This window comes from Pseudomonas caspiana, from assembly GCF_002158995.1.
GTDB classification, from domain to species: Bacteria; Pseudomonadota; Gammaproteobacteria; order Pseudomonadales; family Pseudomonadaceae; genus Aquipseudomonas; species Aquipseudomonas caspiana.
In genome coordinates, this window is the sequence record NZ_LOHF01000008.1 from 122,209 (window position 1) to 140,512 (window position 18,304).

Here is an 18,304-nt window from a genome sequence, read left to right on the forward strand (position 1 = left end):
TGTCTACAGGTCCAGCACCAACCGCCGCTCATACCCGATACGGCCCTTGTACGCCTCACCTGTATCCACCCAGCCCTGGCCGACATACAAACTCCGAGCCGCCACATTGTCCGCATCCACTGACAACATCAACTGCCCGATATCCGGCCATGTCGCGCGCGCTACCTCTGGCAAGCCCTGCAAAAACACTTTGCCCAAGCCTTTACCCTGCACCCGATGATCAATCTGCAGCGCATGCAGCGTCGCTGAACCTTCCACCGCCCAGTGCGGCAAAAACTCCCCACGCTTGAGCAATAAAAAACCCACCGGCTTGTCATCCATCAACAGCGCCACACCTTGAATATTCGGACTGGGGCGGACCAGCAACGTATTCAGCGCGCAGTAGATATCCCCGGAAAACGGCAGTTGCTCCGGCAAAATCTCCAGAGCATCCAGCTGTTGGCGCTGTGTTTCGTTGAGGGTTTCGTAGCTCACAACTTGCGTATTTATCACTGCTAAATCGCACCGTCTGACAAGAAAAGTAGGCGGTGCGCAGTATGGCTCAGTGTCTTACAGAAGTGCATGGAGAGGGCGGGCTAAATATCTGCTTCTCGACAACCGTCAGCGCATCGCAACCATCGCTCAGCAACATCAGCGCGGCATTAGCGATGCAACGCACATCGCACTCATCGGCACCGTCCAGCGTTTCCAGCAGATAGCGCGCCATGCGAATACGCCGGTCAGCACTGGCAAACAGAAAATCCAGCGGCGCATGGCTGTCGATGTGCATCACCGGTGTGTCTGTGTTGTTGCTCTTGAGCGGAAGGAAGCGACTCATGCTGCACCTCCGGGAACCGATGGGGCAGGGGGATTTGGAGTGATCTTGAACATTAATGGCATTCTCTTTGTGAGGTGGAGCTGCCAAAAACTCACTTCCACATGAGTGGGTGGCAGCTGTGCGCGGGTGTGGAAGACCGGTCAAAGAGAACCCGGCGCACCCGAAGGTGCCCCAGCACACAGCCGCCATAACACAGCCATCGGACACCTGAAGGCCCCGATGATTGGTAAAGCTTCTGTACTCTTTGAACAGCCGGGCTTCCACACCCGATCGCTGATGTGCAGCGACGGCGCGACTATAAGCCCCGATCCCGAGCGCTGCAACCCACCCAACCCCCGTCACACAAGTGCTTGAGCCCTATCGAATTTTTATCCGGCATTACGGGTTGTAACTTCGCGCAAGACCGGTACAATGGCGCGGCTCGCCGACAGGTGAGTGTCGTTATGGTGACCCCATCGGTCCCCCCGCAACGATTACCCGTGAACCTGGTCAGATCCGGAAGGAAGCAGCCACAGCGGGAACATTGTGTGCCGGGGTGTGGCTGGTGGGGTTACCACCTATCTTTCAGTCCTTGAGTCTTCAAGGATTCGCAGTAAAAATCCTCTAAGTGTGGCAGCGTTTTGGTACACCTAAGCGGTATACCCTGCAGAGCATTTTATTGTCCGTTGGTTTTTAATTCTGAATCTTGGACTTTGCAGACCCTCCAGTTCATAACTGGTGTACGACTGTCATTCTTTTTTTTTGTGGCGATAAGCTATCATCGTGCTCGTTTTCTTTCGGTATAAGCCGAAGGAAATAGCCTTACTGTTGGGGGGGGGGATGCTGATTTTGACAGGCTTGCGGATCATGGGGGATGCACATGGAAAGGATCGACAAAGAGTTTATTCGTGCGACGGATAACAAGCTGATAGATGAGGATGTGTACCTTCATCAGCGGCCATTCCGCATTGTTGTGGAGTGGATGACGCAGCACGGTCTGGAGGGAGATTTTCTGGATGAGCGTATCTGGGTACCGCTCATGGAGGACTACCGCAAACTATACCCTACCGGTGACTTTTCAATACCCGCGCTCCTACAAGCAGGAGTTGCGATTAGAGATAGGGTTTACTCTGTCAGAGTTAATGTTGGATATGGCGTCAGCAGCATTCAGCCGCTTGATATGATCGATATCTCAAGGCCTGAACTTGAGAGCGTATTTAAAAACTATCCAGACCATGGATGGGCTGCACTATACGGGGTCTGCGATCTTTGGGATTTTGCCTATGGTGTCGATGATCTTCGACTCCATAAAACGCCAGCGGTGCAACAGCTAAAGAATGCATAGTCAGCTATAGCATCAACTGCTAGCATTCTATCTCAAACTTTAGATACTGATTCAGCTGTGCAAACCTGCTGTCTAGCCGCAGAGCTAGCGTTAAAAGGTGTGTTGCTACATTTGGGTGTAGATGCCAAAATAGTCAAGGGCTACAGTCACAACTTGCGGAAAAGCGCAGAAAAGCTGGTGGAGCTAAGGCCACACGTCAATGACATTCGTTTGTTAGATGTATGCGAGAAATTTCCCGACTATGTTAACAGCCGTTATTCTGCACACGGGCTGACTAAAGTTCAGTTGCTAGCTCTGGCTATGCGTGCTCAATTCGTAGCGGCTGAGGCAGTACGTAGGATTTCAGATAGAAACCTATCTGGACAGGTGGAAGCAGGCGAAGGCGTGCTGCGTCCACAGTTATGATTACATTCCAAATGCTGTTTCAAATCACCCCACCTCCGGAGTCAAAACATACTATCTATCATGATTCGGATTGCCTTATGAGCGGATAATTGTTTGGAGGTTGGGTTGCGACGTCTACTCAAACGCTAGCATGGTTGGTATTTATGATACGACTTATTTGCATAGACGGCCACTAACCGCACTTCTCATAAATAGCGAGCTGCCATGAATACCTATAAATACAGACCTTATTATCAATACAATGGCCCGTCAGCCAGCAATCCTCTCAGAGAAATGCTAACAGACGACGAGCAGGAGCGGAGTATCAGCTTGTTCTATACAGATGTACTGAGCAGGTTCGAAGATGATTACGCAGTCATTTCTAGGGACGCCGAAGGTGTCTTGAGCATACAGACACTTCTTCCCAAACAGGAATGTGACGACCGGATAGCGCAACTACTGACTGCCCTTGATTTGTACGGTATCAAGCTTTAAGAAAACAAGGAAAAAGGATATGCACCGGAAGCTAGGGCTGATTATCTTTGTCGTCATCGCTATGAGCGTGACCCTAGTTGTATTGCCATGGGTTGCCACGTTTCACAACGCCCCCTTAAGCACTACGCCTGCTGATTGGGGCGTGTTCGGAGATTACTTTGGGGGAGTGCTGTCCATTCCAGTGTCCATTTTTGGGTTTGTGGCATTGCTTATAACTATCAAGATACAAAGAGAAGCGATGGAAATGCAAATGGCCGCCCTCAAGGCTCAATGGAAGAGTATTGAGCAGGATAAGGAAGCGAGGGATGACGAGGTATATAGCAGACAGTCGCTGGAGTGTTTCAACGAGGCACTCAGCAAGCTTATAAACCCTACAGATGGGCGTCTATACAGAAACAGAGTGGCTTGGCTTGAATCAGCAAGGCTGATTCTTACGGCAAAAAATTTGTCAGCACGGATCACAAGCAAAAGTGTTCGTGAAACCTATGAAGCTGCGGAGAAGGTGCTTCGATCAAGGTTCAGTACATTGCTTAACCCTGACAACAACCCTGACACGATACAACCAACATACTTCTATGTAATGGACTGGGACAGGTGGATGGAGAATCGCAGGCAGCAACCGATAGATAAAACCTCCGCCTTCGTGATTTACCGCTTTGCGAGCTGGCAACGGGATGAGTTTGACGAGCTGGATGAAATAAGAGATGAAGTTGATCCCCAGCTTATAAATCGAAGATATTTTGGTGCAAGACAGTATGTAGAACATGGGGACATTGATAACTGTTAGTGTAATTTATTCGCTATAGTGTGGGAGCGGTTTTTAGGTGACTTTCAATTCCCGCACCAAAATTTTCAGTCTGATGTCGGTAGGCGTCCGGGCATCACGCCTGGCGTGATTAAAACGGTTGCCACTTATGCGGCAGCAACTGATTGATTTCACTCGCCCGCTGCGTCGGCAGGCGCGTGAGAACATCCTAAAATCTTTTGAGGCTGCTCGAAATTTTCATCAACTATAGTCACCAATGCGGCCGACCCATAACGCGGCCGTCAATATTTAGGGTTCGCCCGTCAAGGCTTCATTTGATTCGTAAGTGCCCTTTGAAACCCAATCTCGCGAGCCTGCATCCTGCTAAATCGTTTACCTAGAGCGCGGCCGCGAGTAAATCTTTAAATTTTTTGGGGACTACGAATTATTAAGTTCAGTAAGCTTACTTTTGAGGTTTCCATAAGGATGTTTAAGTCGTGACATCGCCTCTTCAAAGAAGTCAGAGCTTAAAGCACTCATTTTTTCTTCGTTTCGTATGATGCTGTACTCCGAAATATTAATGTTTTCTGGAAGTCGCTCAGCAGCAAGAATGATTTGATGGCTCCCGCCTGCGGTCATAGCTAGGATTTCTATCATCTTTCCTAGATTTTTGTCATCTTGGCCTGACTGAGACGGTGTATCGACAACAAAAGGAAATAGAGGCGTGTCCCCCCACTTCAAGTTTGATGCGAGCATTGCAACATGGATTGCCAATATAGAGCGGGGTGCTGAGCTGCCGCCTGAGGACGACCTGGCGCCTGGGGTTGGATTGTCCACTTGCTCAGTCGCCGGAATATTTAGAGCTATTGATAGGTGTTCGAGTTGCGAAGAGTAATAGTCGGAGACAGATTTCAGTCGATTCTTGTCATCAAACTTTTTCACCTCTCGGTCAAGCTTGCTCTCTTGTATTTCAAGGGTGTCTTTGGCAACGCTCAGCTCCCTACTTACTTGGTGAAAAGCTGAGTCAAGCGTCTTCTTGCTATACGAGGCCATTACATCTTCGAGCTTTAATCGAGCTCTTTTAGTGTTTAAAAGCATTTCAATTTTATTCGTTGTTTTTGATGCGCTAATCAGTTCACTGCGGAGCTTGGCTTCCCTTGGTCGTGTTTCTGCTAGTTTTTTACGGAGTTCTGCTTCTAGCGAGCTCATGGTTTCGATGTCGTTTGAAAGTTCTAGTTTAGCGTGAAAAGAATTTTGATGCTGGGTGCCGCAGGTAGGGCATTCAAGTGTGCTGTTTGGAATCTCTGATAGGAAACCTAAGTCTGCGGATAACTCCTGTCGAGCCTTGGTGACCAGAGCGACTTCTGAACTTATTTTTTGTCTCTCGTTGACAAGTAGTATTAGCTTGGCTTTTATTTCTGACTGTTTTTTTTGAAGGCTGTTGGACTGTCGGCCTAATTCATTTAGCTCGTTTCTAAAGACAGAGATGTTTAAGCTTGGAAGTCCTCTGGGAAGCAGCTCTGCTACTCTTTTGAAGGCGGATTTTTGGGCATCTAGTTCTTTCGCCTTGCTTTTAATCTCCTGCCTTACCGCGTCACGTTTCTGTGTGGCTGCAAAGTAAGAGTTTGGGCGCATTCCTAGGAAAAGCTGAAAAGTTGGCTTTTTCCACTGAGAGAATTGGGAAAGATTTTCGAAAGTATCCCAGTCGTGTCCCCAGCTACCGTCTTGATCTATGTAGAAGGGGATCGTTAGGTAATCCATTCCTGCTCGTGAGAGAGTCTCACCACGAGGCCGCTTGAGTGTAAGATGGAAGCCAAAGAACTCGCTTATTTCCTTTTCCCAAGCACGAATAGTATCTGCCGCAATGATGATGTTTTCCGACTCATCAAAAAGACCGAAGGTTCTGCCGTCTCTAATCACTAAATATTTTTTATCGTTGAAGGTAAACTCTAGGCCAGAGATAGTGTCCGGGTCCCAAGCGCCGACTTGGAATTTAGGAGGGTTACAGCCGAGAGTCCAGAATAAGGCTTTTGTTATTCTGGACTTTCCAGTTCCGTTACCGCCGAACAGAAGCGTCTTCGGGCCGAATTTCAAGGCTCTTCCTTTTCTCTCCTTCTCTGATACGAGCCAGAGCCTTTCGAAGATCACTTGCCGGTTCATTCTGTTCCCTCAGATTTCTTATCAGCCGAAGTAGAGAGTATGTCGATGTTGATTCCATCGTTCAGCACCAATAGCGCTAGGGCGCTTAAATAGGGTTTGCTAAGGTTGGCGATCTTCTCTGGATGCGCTTCCAGAGTATTTTTTACAAGTAAATCCATTAGTTCGCCAAGTGAGTGTGTTGAAGCATTTTTGATTATTAAGCTGAACTCTGAAAGCATTGCGCTAGCTGCCAGTTTAAACTGGATGTTGGTGCGTGTAGCGGCGTCAGTACAGACTTCGACTTGAAATTTCTTGATTTCCCTTATCGCAAAAAAAGGGTATCTTTCGGAGGTCAATGAAGTAATGGCCTCATCAAAAATTGATTGGGTTGGATGTCTGGAGTTAGCGGCCTGCGATAGTATTTTTAGAGCTTCTTCTTTAGATAGTAGGCGAGGCCTCAGCTCCTCAAATGAGGATGCTAGCGAGGTGCTGGAAGCTTTGCTTTGAATATGTGACGCTAAAACTCGGGCGGCTACTGTAGAGTGGGGCAGTGTAAACGGGAGAATTGAATTGGCTGCAAGGTCGCTTAGCTTTCCGCCGACAAATAATTCTTGCTGCGCCAGTGGTAGGTTGGTTTTACTGATATAGATATTATCTAGTCCTACAGCAGCGGGTAATAGTTTAAGTTCAGATGCAATGGCCGAGGTTATAGCGTCTTTATCTTTTTGGGGGAAAGAGTCAAATTTTCCGTTTGAAATAGATATAGATGTGCCTTCCTCAGACTTTGTTTTGACTCCTATGTTGGAAACGAAGTATAGTTTTACTGGATGCCCAGTAAAACTTGCTCTTCGGCTGTACATTTTTGAGAGTATTGATAGTTCGTGGCCTGAAGATAGTTTCTTTCCCTTCGCATATAACGAGTTTATCGTCCAGTCAGCTTTTTGTTCGTTTTTCTTGACCTGATATAGCTTTATTCGGGTGGGGGCTGTTGAGGAGTCTAGGATGGCGACATCCTCTTTGAATTCCAGCACGACTGCAAAATCTGTTTCTGTTTCAAGAAGTTCTGCGACAGTGAGGGCTGCCCACCACTGCTGGAAGGTAAATCCTAATGTTGCGTTGGCTCCTTTTTTTTCGTCCTCAAAGGAGTCGTGAAGGAGTAGATCTAAGCTGTCACTTTTCTTGGATCGCACGAGGATACTCTCTTCTACCTACAAGCAGTTGAATTGGGTGAGAGTGCTTTTTTGCGAGAGTATCGAGCATCCATGCAAAATCTTCCTTTGAAAAACTGAGTTCAGCTAGCTTGTGCTGGCAATCTGGTTCTTCATTTTACTGCTTGTTGGGCCTCATATTGCAAGTAGCCTTTCGAGGACCAGTGTCTTCAGGGGTTTGGTGCTGCGAGCCCAGATTAATCGGGAAGGCGCTGGTAGCGCCAAGACGAGTATGTGCTAGCTCCACAGGTTGCGCAGGGCTTGGTGAATTCCGGTCAGATCCGGAAGGAGGCAGCCACAGCGGGAACATTGTGTGCCGGGGTGTGGCTGGTGGGGGCACCACCTATCTTTTAACTCGCTAGCTCTAGTGGGTATCTGTAAAAAAATCCGGTTTTTGATCAGCGTTCAGGGTTTCCTGAATATCGTGCCGCGTCGTCTGCGAATCCGTTTCACCCTCAATCGCTTTAGACATAGATCTGCTTCGTCACCTTCTTTGGAAAATACCTGTCCACCAACGCATACAGCGCCGCCGCCGTTTCAGCGTCCACCACGCCATCATATTTTTGCGGGCGGAAATGCAGCTGGAATGCCCGGATCAGGTTTTTGTATCCACTGTCAGTCATCGCAGGGGTTGGGTCATACCCGTAACGGCCTAGCTTCGCGATCATGTCGGCTTTGGCGGGCAGGGCGGTGCTGAACTGTGCCTGATAGTTCTGTTTGGTTGCTTCGTCATACCACGCGCCAATACCGGCATCGTGAAGTGCTTTCCAGGGGAATGCAGCACCGGGATCGCTTTTACGGCCGATGGCGATATCGCTGTGGCCGACGACGTTAACCGGGGTTATATCGGGGTAGCGCTGGAGGATGTTCTTTGCCAACTCCTTGACTGCCTCTATTTGCGTGGGGTTATAGGGCGGGAAGGTGAAAACGCCTTTGTCTTCGGTGGCCACATAAACGATTTCTACTCCGATGGCTGTGTCGTTTAGGTTGTAACGCTTCGCCCATCCGCTGACGCCTGCATGCCATGCGCGTTCGCCTTCATCGACGAGGTTGAAAATGCGCATATCGGTGAAACCCGCGTCGGTGTAGGTTTTATCGCTTGGGTCCGGGACGAGATAATGCGTGCTGACTGAAGGGCCGGTGAGCGCGGCGACTGATTGTCGGAAGTTACAGGCCGTGTAGTGCATGACCAGAAAACGGGTGCGGTGATTGAAGCTTTTGGTGGCGCGGTAGCTGTTGTAATCGATAGCGTACATCGGTGAATCCTGCAGAGCGTGAATGAGAAATCACGCTAGCATCGAGCGATTTTTGGATGGCTTTAGGTATGTACTACATGTTGGTTTTTTTGGTGTTTAAAGTAGTCACCCTTCGATGCCTGGTGTCAGGAACGCTCACCGACGGGGTGGATGCGGCAGGTCGAATAGTCGAGGCGAAGAGCTTCCGAGTATCCTGTAAGCGCGTCAATCGCTTAGGAACCCTACGTTTACCATGGCCTAAATTTGGCCTACCATCAGGCCAGTCCTCGCGGTAGGACTGGCACGGCTTACGTATGTATTCCTGGAGGCACTGATTCATGCGCATCGAAACCATCAGCTACTTGAAAAAAAACGCAGCGACACTGGACGTATCTGAACCTATGGTAGTAACGCAAAATGGCATTCCAGCCTATGTGGTTGAATCGTACACGGAGCGCAAGCGCCGAGATGAAGCCATCGCATTGATCAAGCTCATGGCTTTGGCGTCTCGGGACAAGGAGCAAGGCAAGCTCATCTCAGGCGATACCCTGATGAGTCGACTGGCCCATCGTTGCCATCAATACCAAGAGGAAAATGATGGCGAAGTTTAAGATCCAATACGCTTCCACTGCTGAGCAAAGCCTATATTCCCAGATCACCCACCTGCAGCCTTACGTCGGCAATGCTGGCGCACAGCAGAAGCTGTCGCGGTTGATTGTAGAGGTTGAAGCTTTGCTGTCAGTAAACCCACTTGCTTATCCGATCAGCCCTCAAGCAAGCCTCTTCGGCATCACCCAGTATCGGGAGCTAAATCATGAGGGTTACCGCATTTTTTTCGAATTTTTCGACAGTGAGCAACTTGTCGTGGTGGGCCTGATCTTGGCGCAAAAGCAAAGCGTCGAAGACCAGTTGATCAACTACTGCCTGATGTTTGACCGATAGAACGTTTCCGCCAAGAGCGCCTGAGGTCGTCATGAGCAAAGTCGAAGACAGCTTACTATCTGACAGAGCCATCGAGTATCTTGAAGCCCTCATCCCCGAATTGGCCGCTGGTGCGACTCATGCAGCCTATGTCCGGGCTCTTGCAGCAGGTCACACCGTACTGAAGGTTGAAGGCTCAAACGTCGTTGCATCCTGTGCCGAAGGTCAACAGGTTATTGCCTCTATAAAGCCGCGCCGTAAAGTGCCAGTCGGCGAAGTCATCAAGGTTCGCCGTTTGAATCTCGATATCTAGGCATGGAGTATTCGAGATATTTCCCCGTAAGTGCACGCCTCAATAAGGCGTCCCCTTCGCCCGCTGATCCCTCAACGCCCGCGCATACCACTCGAACTCGTCCAGAAACCGGTTCATCTGTTTCAGCGTGCGCGCTTCTGTAGGCTGTCCGTTATCCGCCAGGGCGTCGCCGATGCGGGGGATGGAAAACAGGCTGGGGATGCTCGGCATGCCCAGTTCTCCCACGATCATGCGCAACTGCATCGCCGCCCGTACTCCGCCAAAACCTCCTGCTGAGTAACAAGTGATCGCCGAGGGGCGCCAGAAGTACTCCTCCAGGAAGTGGTCGAGCAGGTTTTTCAGTGCCGGCGGGACGCCGTGATTGTATTCGGCGCTGACCAGCAGAAATCCATCGGCGCGGCGATAAAGGGTGGCGAGTTGTTCCAGTTCTGCTGGCGCTTGCCCGGCTGGATACTCCTTGTACATCCGGTCCAGCAGAGGCAGGCGCGTCACCATGGGGTCGACCAGGACGGCTTCGTGGCCGCGCTGCTCAAGGGCGCTCAAAAGCAGGCGTACGGCTTTGATGCCTTGACGGTCACTGCGCACGGAGCCTAGCAATACAGCGATGGTCAGAGGTTGGGTGTCGGTCATGGTCGGGGCTCCAAGGGTAGCGTTACGAAACGATCTTCGGAAAAAAGGTCATTTGAGTTTCGTTCAGCCTAGTCGCTGGAGCGGGGTAGCTAAAAAACAGGCCGTTTAGGCCACGATATTTTTATCGTTTCAGTCCACCGTCACGCAGCACCCGCCTCAAAACGTAGATCCTCCCGCAACGCCTCAACACAAAAATCCACGAATGAGCGCACCTTCGAAGAGCCTCGGCGGCCTTCGAGGTACACCACATGTACCGGCTCCGGTGCGATTTCAAATGCTTGCAGCACGCATGCGAGCTTTCCGTCCTGCAGGTGTTCGCGTATCTGATAGTGCGGCACTTGGGTCAGCCCCCAATCCTGAACGGTTGCTCTGATCGCAGCCTGAAATGACGTCAGGCTGAGCCTTGAGCCCACGTCCACCGAGTAGTCGTGCCCATCTATTCGAAACTGCCATTGAGGGGGCCGTTCTGCTGCGGAGGTCGAGATGGTCGCGTGCTGCCGCAGGTCATCCGGATGCTGCGGGGTGCCATGTTCGGCCAGATAAGCAGGGGAAGCGCAGACCATGCGGCGCACGCTGCCGACGGGGATGGCTGTCAACGATGAGTCGGGCAGCGTGCCAATGCGTACGGCGACGTCAACGCCTTCATCCAGCATGGACACGACCCGGTCAACCAGAATGGCCCGAATCTCCACGGTCGGGTGTCGACTGAGAAACCGGGTCATCAGTGGAGTGACATGCAGCGCGCCGAACATCTGTGGCGCGGTCACCGTCAGTAGTCCACCCGGGACCGCATGCAGCCCGCCCGCTGCGTTTTCCGCCTCATTGAGGTCGGCAAGTAAACGGCGGCAATCAATGGCGAACCGTTGTCCCGCTTCGGTGAGCCGCATGTTGCGCGTGTTGCGCACAACCAGCAGCACCCCCAGACGGCTTTCGAGGCTGGCCACGGCCCGTGTGACCGTGGCCGTGGACAGCCCGACATGGCGAGCCACCCCGGCAAAGCTGGTTTGCTCGGCCAAAGCAGCAAAAAGCGTCATCTCCTGAATCCGATCCATATACCGCTCACCGCGTGATGTGACTTGCCAGAGATCCTACCAGCATTGCAGAAACGGAAATGGTCAATTGAGTTGGCTGGTCATTCTCTACACCTTACTCAATGAATAGCATTGAGCTCACTTCATTCAGAGTGGGTTCTTGTCATGAACAATTCCGATCCAGCGTCTGGCATCAGCCGGCGCAAGGTTTTGCAGGCGTCTGCGGTAGGCGCCGCTTCTGCTATCGGTGCTTCTTTTGTGAGCGCCGCTTCATCCATCAAAGGTCCTGCGACCAAGGGAAACGATATGGCACTCGATGATGCTTTGCGCGTCACGTATCACACGCAGCAAGTGGGTGAGGTAGAGGTCTTCTACCGTGAAGCCGGCCCCAAGGACGCCCCGGTGCTTTTGCTGCTGCACGGCTTTCCGACAGCGAGCCACATGTTCCGTGATCTGATGCCGTTGCTGGCTAGCCAGTACCGTTTGATCGCACCGGATTTGCCCGGTTTCGGTAACACCAAAGCGCCGCAACGCGGGCAGTTCGCGTACATCTTCGAGAATCTCTACAAAGTGATCGAGGGCTTCACCGAGGCGTTGGGCTTGAAGAAGTACGCGCTGTACATATTCGACTACGGTGCGCCAACCGGCTTGCGTCTTGCCGCTGCAAACCCAGAGAAGGTGACGGCGATTATCAGCCAGAATGGCAACGCCTATCTGGAGGGCTTCAGCGATCAATGGGACCCGTGGCAAGCCTATTGGCGCGATCCGTCCGCCGCCAATCGCGAGGCCTGCCGCCCATCGTTATCACCGCAGACAATCCGTGACTGGCAATATGGCACGGGTGCAGACCCGCAAAAGCTTTCCCCGGACGGCTATAACCTCGACATCCTGTACATGGCACGGCCCGGCGCAGAAGAAATCCAGCTGGACCTTATTCTCGATTACCGCACTAACGTTGCGGCCTATCCTGCATTTCAGGCGTACCTGCGCAAACATCAGCCGCCACTACTGGCTGTTTGGGGCAAGCATGATCCGGCGTTCATCCCGCCGGGGGCTGAGGCGTACCGTAAAGATATTCCGGATGCGGAAGTGCATCTGCTGGATGCCGGCCACTTCGCGCTGGAAACCCATGCGCCAGAAGTTGCTGAGTACATCGGCGAATTTCTCTCGCGCAAGCTGAAGGGGTAAGCGGCCTGGGTGCTATGCAGGCGTGCGGTCCACCGGGTGTAAGTGTTCAAACGCACGCCTGTTTAATGCAGTATTGACGCTGCGCCTGTTGCTGATATTTAAAGCGGATAGGCGCATGGAGTCAGCAGTGGGTTCTGAAGTTATTAATGGTGCTTGATTACCTGGAAGGCACTGCGCTTCAACTTGAATTCAAAAGGACTGGAGCGCGCAAATGATGCTTGCCACAACTGATCATCGTCCCGACGTTACTTTGACCCCTGCTCAACAAAGCGATCTGGACGACCTGGTCGCCATTCGGATTGAAGCCATGCGCGAAAGTCTGGAGCGGGTAGGGCGATTTGATCCGGTGCGTGCTCGCGAGCGTTTTGTCAGTGGCTTTGAGGCGGGTAATACGCGTTACATCGAAGTGGCCGGTGAGCGCGTTGGCTTCGTTGTGGTCAAGCAACAGGGCGCTGAATTGCTGCTTGACCACTTGTACCTGAAGCGGGTCGCGCAAGGTTCAGGTGTAGGCGCTGCGGTGCTGTCGCTGATATTCCAAGAGGCGGATGCTGTTGCACTGCCGATTAAAGTCGGGGCACTCAAAGAGAGCGATTCGAATCGGTTTTATGTCCGTCACGGCTTTCAGTTTTTAGAAAGTGGCGAGTTCGATCATTACTATGTTCGCTTTAACCCTCCTGGCTAACCGATCAACACTTGGCTCCCAGTGCAGTGAGCAGCGACTCCAAAGATTCAGGCGAGGCGTCATAAGCGTTTTCAGACTGCAACGTATCCCATTGCATCGCGTCGCTCAGGCAATAATCGCCAATGCATTTCATGGCTTGGACTTGCGAATTCAGCAGACCCAGAGGAATCCACATATACGGCGAGCCACGCAAGGCATTGGGGACTGTCGAACCGCAGTGTTTGCAGAAATCATTCCTGTAGCCGCTGGGTTTGAGCCATGTGCTGATTTCAGACTGTCCGGCCTCCCATTGGAAACTGGATTCAGGCACGATTGTCGCGCAGTTATGACCTGTGCCCGTTTGCTTTCGGCAGAGGGAGCAGTGGCATCGATAGAAAGAAAGCGGTTCTGTTCTCAGGGAAAAAACCACGGTTGCGCAAAGGCATTGTCCTGTCAGCATTTGTACATTCCCTTATCAACGAGCCTGATGATCATTCGATAAAAATTGCCGGGTGATTATTGCCACTGCCTCGGTCGCAGACGTTACCGCTGTGTCGATCGTAAACGGAGCTTCATCCCAGGCTTCATATTCATGGCTCAATACAGACTGCCAGGCAGGTGGAGTCAACCCGCAAATATCACTTTGCCTGGTTTCAACCCGGCGCTGATGTTCCTGTTTATCAGAGCAAACCACTTGAATGTTCACTAGCTGAATACCCGTGTGTGCGGCTACTTCACTCCAGGCGTTTCGGCTTTCCGTTACCGGGTTAACGCAATCAACAACCACCTTACTGCCAAGCTGAAGGTTGCTCAGCGCAAGTGCGTTCGCAACCCTGTATCCGCTGCGACCAACATCCTTTGCAAGCTCGCCGGAGTTACGGATAGCTTGCTCGATCGTATCAATGCGCAGGTACACCGCAGGTATTTGCCTGGCGAGTTCACGCGCAATAGTCGTTTTACCCGTTCCGGGAAGGCCGCTGAAGACAATGAGCATTGGGTGTCCTGGTGTGAAGTGATAATTCGCGCCAAGTATCAATCGAGCACGGGGCGCATAAAGCTTCGCTCATAGCTGACGATGAATTTCTTCTCCACTGCCAATGCCACTGCGTCAATGCATTCGGCATCGGTTTCCGCTTCTTTGCGATAGCGTTCGTAGTCCGAGAGACTTGGAAAGCTGAACAGGCAGTACGCGATGTTGTTGGCACCTTCGGCCGGAAGGAAGTAGCCATGGTGCAAGCCGCCCATGCGCGTCACCAGACTGATCCATAAGCGTGAATAGTTTTCGAAAGCAGGGATTTGATACGGATCAATCAGGTACTTCACATGGCAGGTAATCACACGGGCTGTCCTTGTTCGTTAAAAAAGGGGAGGTTATCAATAATTGAGTCTTGATCTGAATCCGGCTTGAAAAATAACACTGCCAAAGTCGCTTGCTGTCGGTTTCCCTGCATCATCATGCCCCCTGATATCTGAGTATGCGCAGGGTTAACGCCCTGGATTTGTTCAAGTGTTCCCACTCTGTGTATGCCGTTTTGTTGTTGTATCTGTATCTAACGTTTTTCGTTTTCGCGACTTACGCTTGCTCCGAATATTCTCAAGGAGCAACACGATGCCCGAACTGTCCACTGTAGTTGCCTATGGCCTGATCTCGCTCGGCATGGTGTTGACCCCCGGTCCGAACATGATCTACCTGATTTCGCGATCGATCTGTCAAGGACCGGTTGCCGGTTTGATTTCCCTGGGCGGCGTTGCGTTGGGTTTTGTGGTGTATATGGTCCTGGCGGCATTGGGCATTACTGCGTTGGTTATGGCCGTTCCTTATGCGTACGACGCCCTGCGAATCGGCGGCGCGTTGTATCTGCTGTACCTGGCCTGGCAAGCGGTCAAACCGGGTGGCCGTTCTGCATTCCAGGTCAAAGATTTGCCCATGGACGGCCCACGAAAGTTGTTCATGATGGGCTTCGTCACCAATCTTCTGAATCCCAAAGTGGCGGTCATGTATTTGTCGTTGCTGCCCCAGTTCATTGACCCGACTGATCACGGCAGTGTGCTGACGCAATCTTTAGTGCTGGGTTTTACGCAGATATTTATTAGCGTGAGCGTCAACGCAATGATTGCCATAACGGCGGGTTCAATCGCTGCGTTTTTCGTGGGCAGGCCTTTTTGGCAGGTGGTACAGCGCTGGTTGATGGGCACGGTACTGATGGGCCTTGCCGTGCGGATGTTAATTGATGGGCGGCGGTAAAGTAGCCGCGCAGCCTTCAAAGCTGAATACAGTTCTGTAGGAACTCACCGAAGGTACGAGGCCAGCGATGACGGTTTGTCTGACACACCGCTATCGCTGGCCTCGTACCCTCGGTGAGCTCCTACAGCTCCTACAGCTCCTGCCGCGTTCTTACTTCACCGACTCAATCCGATAATCGCTGTAATAAAACCGGTTCTTGTCTGTACTGGCCTGGAAGAAATACCCGTAATCGTTCAGGTAGTAAACGTGGTTAACCCGCTTGTACTGATCCCCTTCTGTGCTGCAGGACAAAGCTTTGGCTGTACCGGAAAGGGCGGCGTTGAGTTCGCTGGCATTCAGTTCGCGTTCGACTTTGCAGTGGGTGGTTTGAGGCTTGCCCCCGTATTTCCCGACCAGGCTGCTGACCGTTGTCTGGGTGGAGGTGTGGCTAACGGTTTCGCCGACCGGCAGGGTTTTCCAGTTGCCGCTGAAGCTGAGTTGGCTGGTGGATCTGCTGTCACTTGCACCATTAACGGTGAAGTTTGTTTTGGACACCAGTGGGAGCAGACCGCGCCAGCTGACTTGTTGGTTGTCATAGCCTTCAGCGCGTGAGTTGATGCTCAATTGACCACTCGACTTATCGGTGCTGATAAAGCGCTCTTCACTGGCGGTGCCGCTTTTGCCCTCGAAGTTTGTGGTGCCTTGGGTGCGCACGTAGTTGAGCGTTTGCCGGGGTTGGCCAAGATCAAGTTGTTTGATCGCGTTCAGTACGGATGGCTGCACGGCTTCCAGCTTGATCACCAAAGGAGCCTTCTGGCGCGGCTTGAAGGTATCCAGCGCGGCGGTTTTTTCCGCGTTGCCACACGCCAGGGCGAACAACGCCTGATAGTCAGCATTGCTGCCTACGATCTGCTCGGCGGCGGGGGATGCAGTCACCCGCCCATCGGTCACCCGGTTGTTTGCGTCCAGATCGTAACCCGCAAGCATTTTGTAGGTGCCCGCCGCGCAGGACACTGCAAACTGCTCGCGCTTCTGCGCATAAGGGGCGTCATAGGGCACGTCAGTGAGTACGGTGGGGCTATCGAAGGCGGCCCAAAAGCGCACTTCGCCGTTGACTGTTTTCACGCTATTGCGGTCAAGCAATGTCCAGTCTTCGCGGTCGTTGGTTTTCACCACGCGCCAGTCGGGTTTGGGTGTCTGTGCGCAGGCCTGCGTGAACGTCGGGTTGGCCGCGAGCGAAGGATACAGCGTCGGCGATAACTGTCTGGCTGCGCTGTAGTTGACGGACCCCGCCGGATACGCGCGTTGAGTGCCATGCACATACAGAAAATAGAGCGTGGGCGACGAGCATGCTGCCTCGAACATACCGGTAACAGGCACCGTGTTAATGGACTGCGGCACGGCAACCTGAAAGGTCAACGCATCGCCTTCACGCATGATGCTGTTCTGTATCAGCGGCTGACCCATGGTGGCTTGCAGCCCACGTTCGGCGTTATGGGAGTTGGTGGCGCAACCTGCCAGGCTGACGACGCCACAGACAAGCATGACTTGAGCAATAAAACGCACGGCTATCTCTCAGATTCCATTCGGGATGTTGCAGTGTCGATGGGGCAGCACAATTCTTCAAGTGATAAGCGCTGTCAGGCTCAGTGTCCATGCACGGTCCATGCGACCAGCCGGGCAACCATCGGCCTTACAACCAGCACGCAGACGAAGGCTGCGGGCATTGCCACTCGATAGGCATTCATCACATTCCTCAGGTAATCTTCGTCGAATCCAAACTCCGCCAGGGTGATCACCAGGCACATCAGGAACGCCATGATAGTTGCCATGTAGAGCGCAAAAACGTAAGGCGTTGCGCGTTTTGGAAAGCGAAGACGCAGGCTGGTTTGGCTCGTTCGAGCTGTCATCGGTTAACCTCTTGGATAGTCTGGCGGTAGCCGGAGCCGCTAACCTAACAAGCGGCGGAATATGCGGGTAGCCAAGCGGCGCTTGAATCACTCATAAGTAAAGTCAACGAATAGGGCGCCAAAGATTCGATGGATATTCTGGGTTTGATTAATACCTTCATCCGCGTGGTGGAAGCGGGCAGCATCGCCGCGGCAGCACGTGCCCAGGGGATGAGCGCCGCCGCAGCGAGCCAGAGCATTACCCGGCTGGAAAAACATCTGGGCACGCGACTGCTGTCGCGCACCACGCGCAGGATGGCACTCACCGAAAGCGGTACGCGTTACTACGAAAAGGTGCGGCACATCCCGCGCGATATCGAACTCGCGTCGCAAGCCGCAGCCGTTGCCACCGAACCTCAAGGGCGGCTGTGTATTGCAACCACGGCGGCGTTTGGACGTCATGTACTGGCGCCGCTGATGCCCGCGTTCAAGGCCGCCTATCCGCGTATCAGTGTCGAGTTGATCAGTGCCGACCGGCGTGTCGATCATCGGCTGGAAGGTGTGGACGTCAGTATCCGAATCCAGGCGCAACTCAGTGATCAGCTGGTTGCCCGCCATATTGCTTCGCTGCCTTTTGTTTTCTGTGCATCGCCCGCTTATCTTGATCGCGCCGGAGTGCCTGTCACGCCTGACGATTTGAAAGCACACGCCTGCCTGGTGTTTCGCTATCCCACCGACGGGCGTTTTCTGCCGTGGAATTTCATACTCGGGGGCAAGCGTTTCGAGGCGAAGGTCAATCCGGGTTTTGTCTGTGATGACATCGACATGCTCACGCAGATCGCCCTGAATGGCGGCGGCATTGCGCGACTGGCCAGCTTTATTGCGCAGCCGCATATCGCCAGCGGCCGACTGCTGCCGCTGTTCGAGTCAGAAAGCCGCGGCGCTGCGGCGGCTGAGTCTGAACCGATGGATATTTATGCATGTGTCACAGAACGGTCGGCATTGAATGCGAAGGTACGTGCGTTCATTGAGTTTCTTGAGGGCGCGCTGCAAGGTGGCTCGACTACGAGTAAATGAAAGTTGGGTGATCAGAACTCGTA

The 18,304-nt window shown here is 52.4% G+C and carries 22 protein-coding genes and 1 other RNA gene; 11 read left to right on the plus strand and 12 right to left on the minus strand.

The genetic code is table 11. The annotated features are described in order from the left end of the window. Positions 1–3 precede the first annotated feature (3 nt). Positions 4–489: a GNAT family N-acetyltransferase gene (locus AUC60_RS11875; RefSeq protein ID WP_087267389.1), complete on the minus strand. Its 486-nt coding sequence runs from the start codon at positions 487–489 to the stop codon at positions 4–6. Between the two features lie 52 nt (positions 490–541). Further along, the gene (locus tag AUC60_RS11880; protein ID WP_087267156.1) at positions 542–817 is read right to left on the minus strand and encodes a hypothetical protein; all 276 of its coding nucleotides are present in this window, start codon (positions 815–817) and stop codon (positions 542–544) included. Between the two features lie 453 nt (positions 818–1,270). On the opposite strand from AUC60_RS11880, the gene ffs reads away from it, so the two are divergent. From ffs to AUC60_RS11900, 4 genes are all read left to right on the plus strand, one after another. After that, positions 1,271–1,367: signal recognition particle sRNA small type (gene ffs / locus AUC60_RS11885), an RNA gene on the plus strand. Positions 1,368–1,676: 309 nt separating this feature from the next. Continuing rightward, positions 1,677–2,141, plus strand: a complete 465-nt coding sequence (locus AUC60_RS28015; protein WP_193441857.1) for a hypothetical protein — start codon at positions 1,677–1,679, stop codon at positions 2,139–2,141. A gap of 24 nt (positions 2,142–2,165) precedes the next feature. Then, a complete protein-coding gene (locus AUC60_RS28555) occupies positions 2,166–2,546 on the plus strand; it encodes a HEPN domain-containing protein (protein WP_420800734.1) in 381 nt (126 codons plus the stop codon). Positions 2,547–3,039: 493 nt separating this feature from the next. After that, the gene (locus AUC60_RS11900) at positions 3,040–3,807 is read left to right on the plus strand and encodes a hypothetical protein (RefSeq protein ID WP_087267161.1); all 768 of its coding nucleotides are present in this window, start codon (positions 3,040–3,042) and stop codon (positions 3,805–3,807) included. A gap of 396 nt (positions 3,808–4,203) precedes the next feature. Here AUC60_RS11900 and AUC60_RS11905 read toward each other — a convergent pair whose 3' ends face one another. The 3 genes from AUC60_RS11905 to AUC60_RS11915 all read right to left on the minus strand — a co-directional run bounded on the left by AUC60_RS11905 (position 4,204) and on the right by AUC60_RS11915 (position 8,368). Further along, positions 4,204–5,925 carry a hypothetical protein gene (locus tag AUC60_RS11905; protein WP_087267165.1) on the minus strand — a complete coding sequence of 574 codons (1,722 nt, stop codon included), beginning with the start codon at positions 5,923–5,925 and terminating at the stop codon, positions 4,204–4,206. Next, positions 5,922–7,094, minus strand: coding sequence for a dsDNA nuclease domain-containing protein (locus AUC60_RS11910; protein WP_158099114.1), 1,173 nt, complete (start codon positions 7,092–7,094; stop codon positions 5,922–5,924). Before AUC60_RS11910 ends, AUC60_RS11905 begins: the two co-directional genes overlap by 4 nt. 482 nt (positions 7,095–7,576) lie before the next feature. Next, a complete protein-coding gene (locus tag AUC60_RS11915; protein WP_087267172.1) occupies positions 7,577–8,368 on the minus strand; it encodes an N-acetylmuramoyl-L-alanine amidase in 792 nt (263 codons plus the stop codon). Between the two features lie 317 nt (positions 8,369–8,685). Here AUC60_RS11915 and AUC60_RS11920 point away from each other — a divergent pair, with 317 nt between their 5' ends. The 3 genes from AUC60_RS11920 to AUC60_RS11930 are packed head-to-tail and all read left to right on the plus strand — an operon-like array spanning position 8,686 to position 9,581. Beyond that, positions 8,686–8,958, plus strand: coding sequence for a type II toxin-antitoxin system Phd/YefM family antitoxin (locus AUC60_RS11920; RefSeq protein WP_087267176.1), 273 nt, complete (start codon positions 8,686–8,688; stop codon positions 8,956–8,958). Continuing rightward, complete coding sequence (locus AUC60_RS11925; protein WP_158099115.1) at positions 8,945–9,289, plus strand: type II toxin-antitoxin system RelE/ParE family toxin; 345 nt, start codon at positions 8,945–8,947, stop codon at positions 9,287–9,289. The genes AUC60_RS11920 and AUC60_RS11925 overlap by 14 nt, the downstream gene beginning before the upstream one ends. Positions 9,290–9,320: 31 nt before the next feature. Beyond that, positions 9,321–9,581, plus strand: coding sequence for a hypothetical protein (locus AUC60_RS11930; protein ID WP_087267182.1), 261 nt, complete (start codon positions 9,321–9,323; stop codon positions 9,579–9,581). Between the two features lie 39 nt (positions 9,582–9,620). Here AUC60_RS11930 and AUC60_RS11935 read toward each other — a convergent pair whose 3' ends face one another. Together AUC60_RS11935 and AUC60_RS11940 are read right to left on the minus strand one after the other, a co-directional pair. Next, complete coding sequence (locus AUC60_RS11935; protein ID WP_087267185.1) at positions 9,621–10,211, minus strand: NADPH-dependent FMN reductase; 591 nt, start codon at positions 10,209–10,211, stop codon at positions 9,621–9,623. Between the two features lie 140 nt (positions 10,212–10,351). Beyond that, complete coding sequence (locus tag AUC60_RS11940; protein ID WP_087267188.1) at positions 10,352–11,263, minus strand: LysR family transcriptional regulator; 912 nt, start codon at positions 11,261–11,263, stop codon at positions 10,352–10,354. 285 nt (positions 11,264–11,548) lie between these two features. On the opposite strand from AUC60_RS11940, the gene AUC60_RS11945 reads away from it, so the two are divergent. Both AUC60_RS11945 and AUC60_RS27855 read left to right on the plus strand, forming a co-directional pair. Further along, entirely contained in the window at positions 11,549–12,430 is an 882-nt protein-coding gene (locus AUC60_RS11945) for an alpha/beta fold hydrolase (RefSeq protein WP_087267392.1), read from the plus strand. Between the two features lie 211 nt (positions 12,431–12,641). Continuing rightward, positions 12,642–13,112 carry a GNAT family N-acetyltransferase gene (locus AUC60_RS27855; RefSeq protein ID WP_087267191.1) on the plus strand — a complete coding sequence of 157 codons (471 nt, stop codon included), beginning with the start codon at positions 12,642–12,644 and terminating at the stop codon, positions 13,110–13,112. Positions 13,113–13,116: 4 nt separating this feature from the next. Here the strand turns inward: AUC60_RS27855 and AUC60_RS11955 are convergent, their stop codons facing one another. The 3 genes from AUC60_RS11955 to AUC60_RS11965 are packed head-to-tail and all read right to left on the minus strand — an operon-like array spanning position 13,117 to position 14,429. Further along, complete coding sequence (locus AUC60_RS11955) at positions 13,117–13,551, minus strand: GFA family protein (RefSeq protein ID WP_087267194.1); 435 nt, start codon at positions 13,549–13,551, stop codon at positions 13,117–13,119. Between the two features lie 15 nt (positions 13,552–13,566). Further along, positions 13,567–14,085 (minus strand): P-loop nucleotide/nucleoside kinase family protein, encoded by a 519-nt coding sequence (locus AUC60_RS11960; RefSeq protein ID WP_087267197.1) that lies wholly within the window; start codon positions 14,083–14,085, stop codon positions 13,567–13,569. A 38-nt stretch (positions 14,086–14,123) separates the two neighbouring features. Further along, positions 14,124–14,429: an NIPSNAP family protein gene (locus AUC60_RS11965; protein WP_087267200.1), complete on the minus strand. Its 306-nt coding sequence runs from the start codon at positions 14,427–14,429 to the stop codon at positions 14,124–14,126. A 271-nt stretch (positions 14,430–14,700) separates the two neighbouring features. Here AUC60_RS11965 and AUC60_RS11970 point away from each other — a divergent pair, with 271 nt between their 5' ends. Further along, positions 14,701–15,336, plus strand: coding sequence for a LysE family translocator (locus AUC60_RS11970; RefSeq protein WP_087267203.1), 636 nt, complete (start codon positions 14,701–14,703; stop codon positions 15,334–15,336). 150 nt (positions 15,337–15,486) lie between these two features. On the opposite strand, the gene AUC60_RS11975 is transcribed toward AUC60_RS11970, so the two are convergent. Continuing rightward, positions 15,487–16,881: a hypothetical protein gene (locus AUC60_RS11975; protein WP_087267206.1), complete on the minus strand. Its 1,395-nt coding sequence runs from the start codon at positions 16,879–16,881 to the stop codon at positions 15,487–15,489. An 80-nt stretch (positions 16,882–16,961) separates the two neighbouring features. Beyond that, positions 16,962–17,225, minus strand: coding sequence for a DUF2798 domain-containing protein (locus tag AUC60_RS11980; RefSeq protein ID WP_087267209.1), 264 nt, complete (start codon positions 17,223–17,225; stop codon positions 16,962–16,964). Between the two features lie 129 nt (positions 17,226–17,354). Between AUC60_RS11980 and AUC60_RS11985 the strand changes: the two genes are divergently transcribed. After that, a complete protein-coding gene (locus AUC60_RS11985) occupies positions 17,355–18,281 on the plus strand; it encodes a LysR family transcriptional regulator (protein ID WP_087267212.1) in 927 nt (308 codons plus the stop codon). The last annotated feature ends 23 nt before the right edge of the window (positions 18,282–18,304 follow it).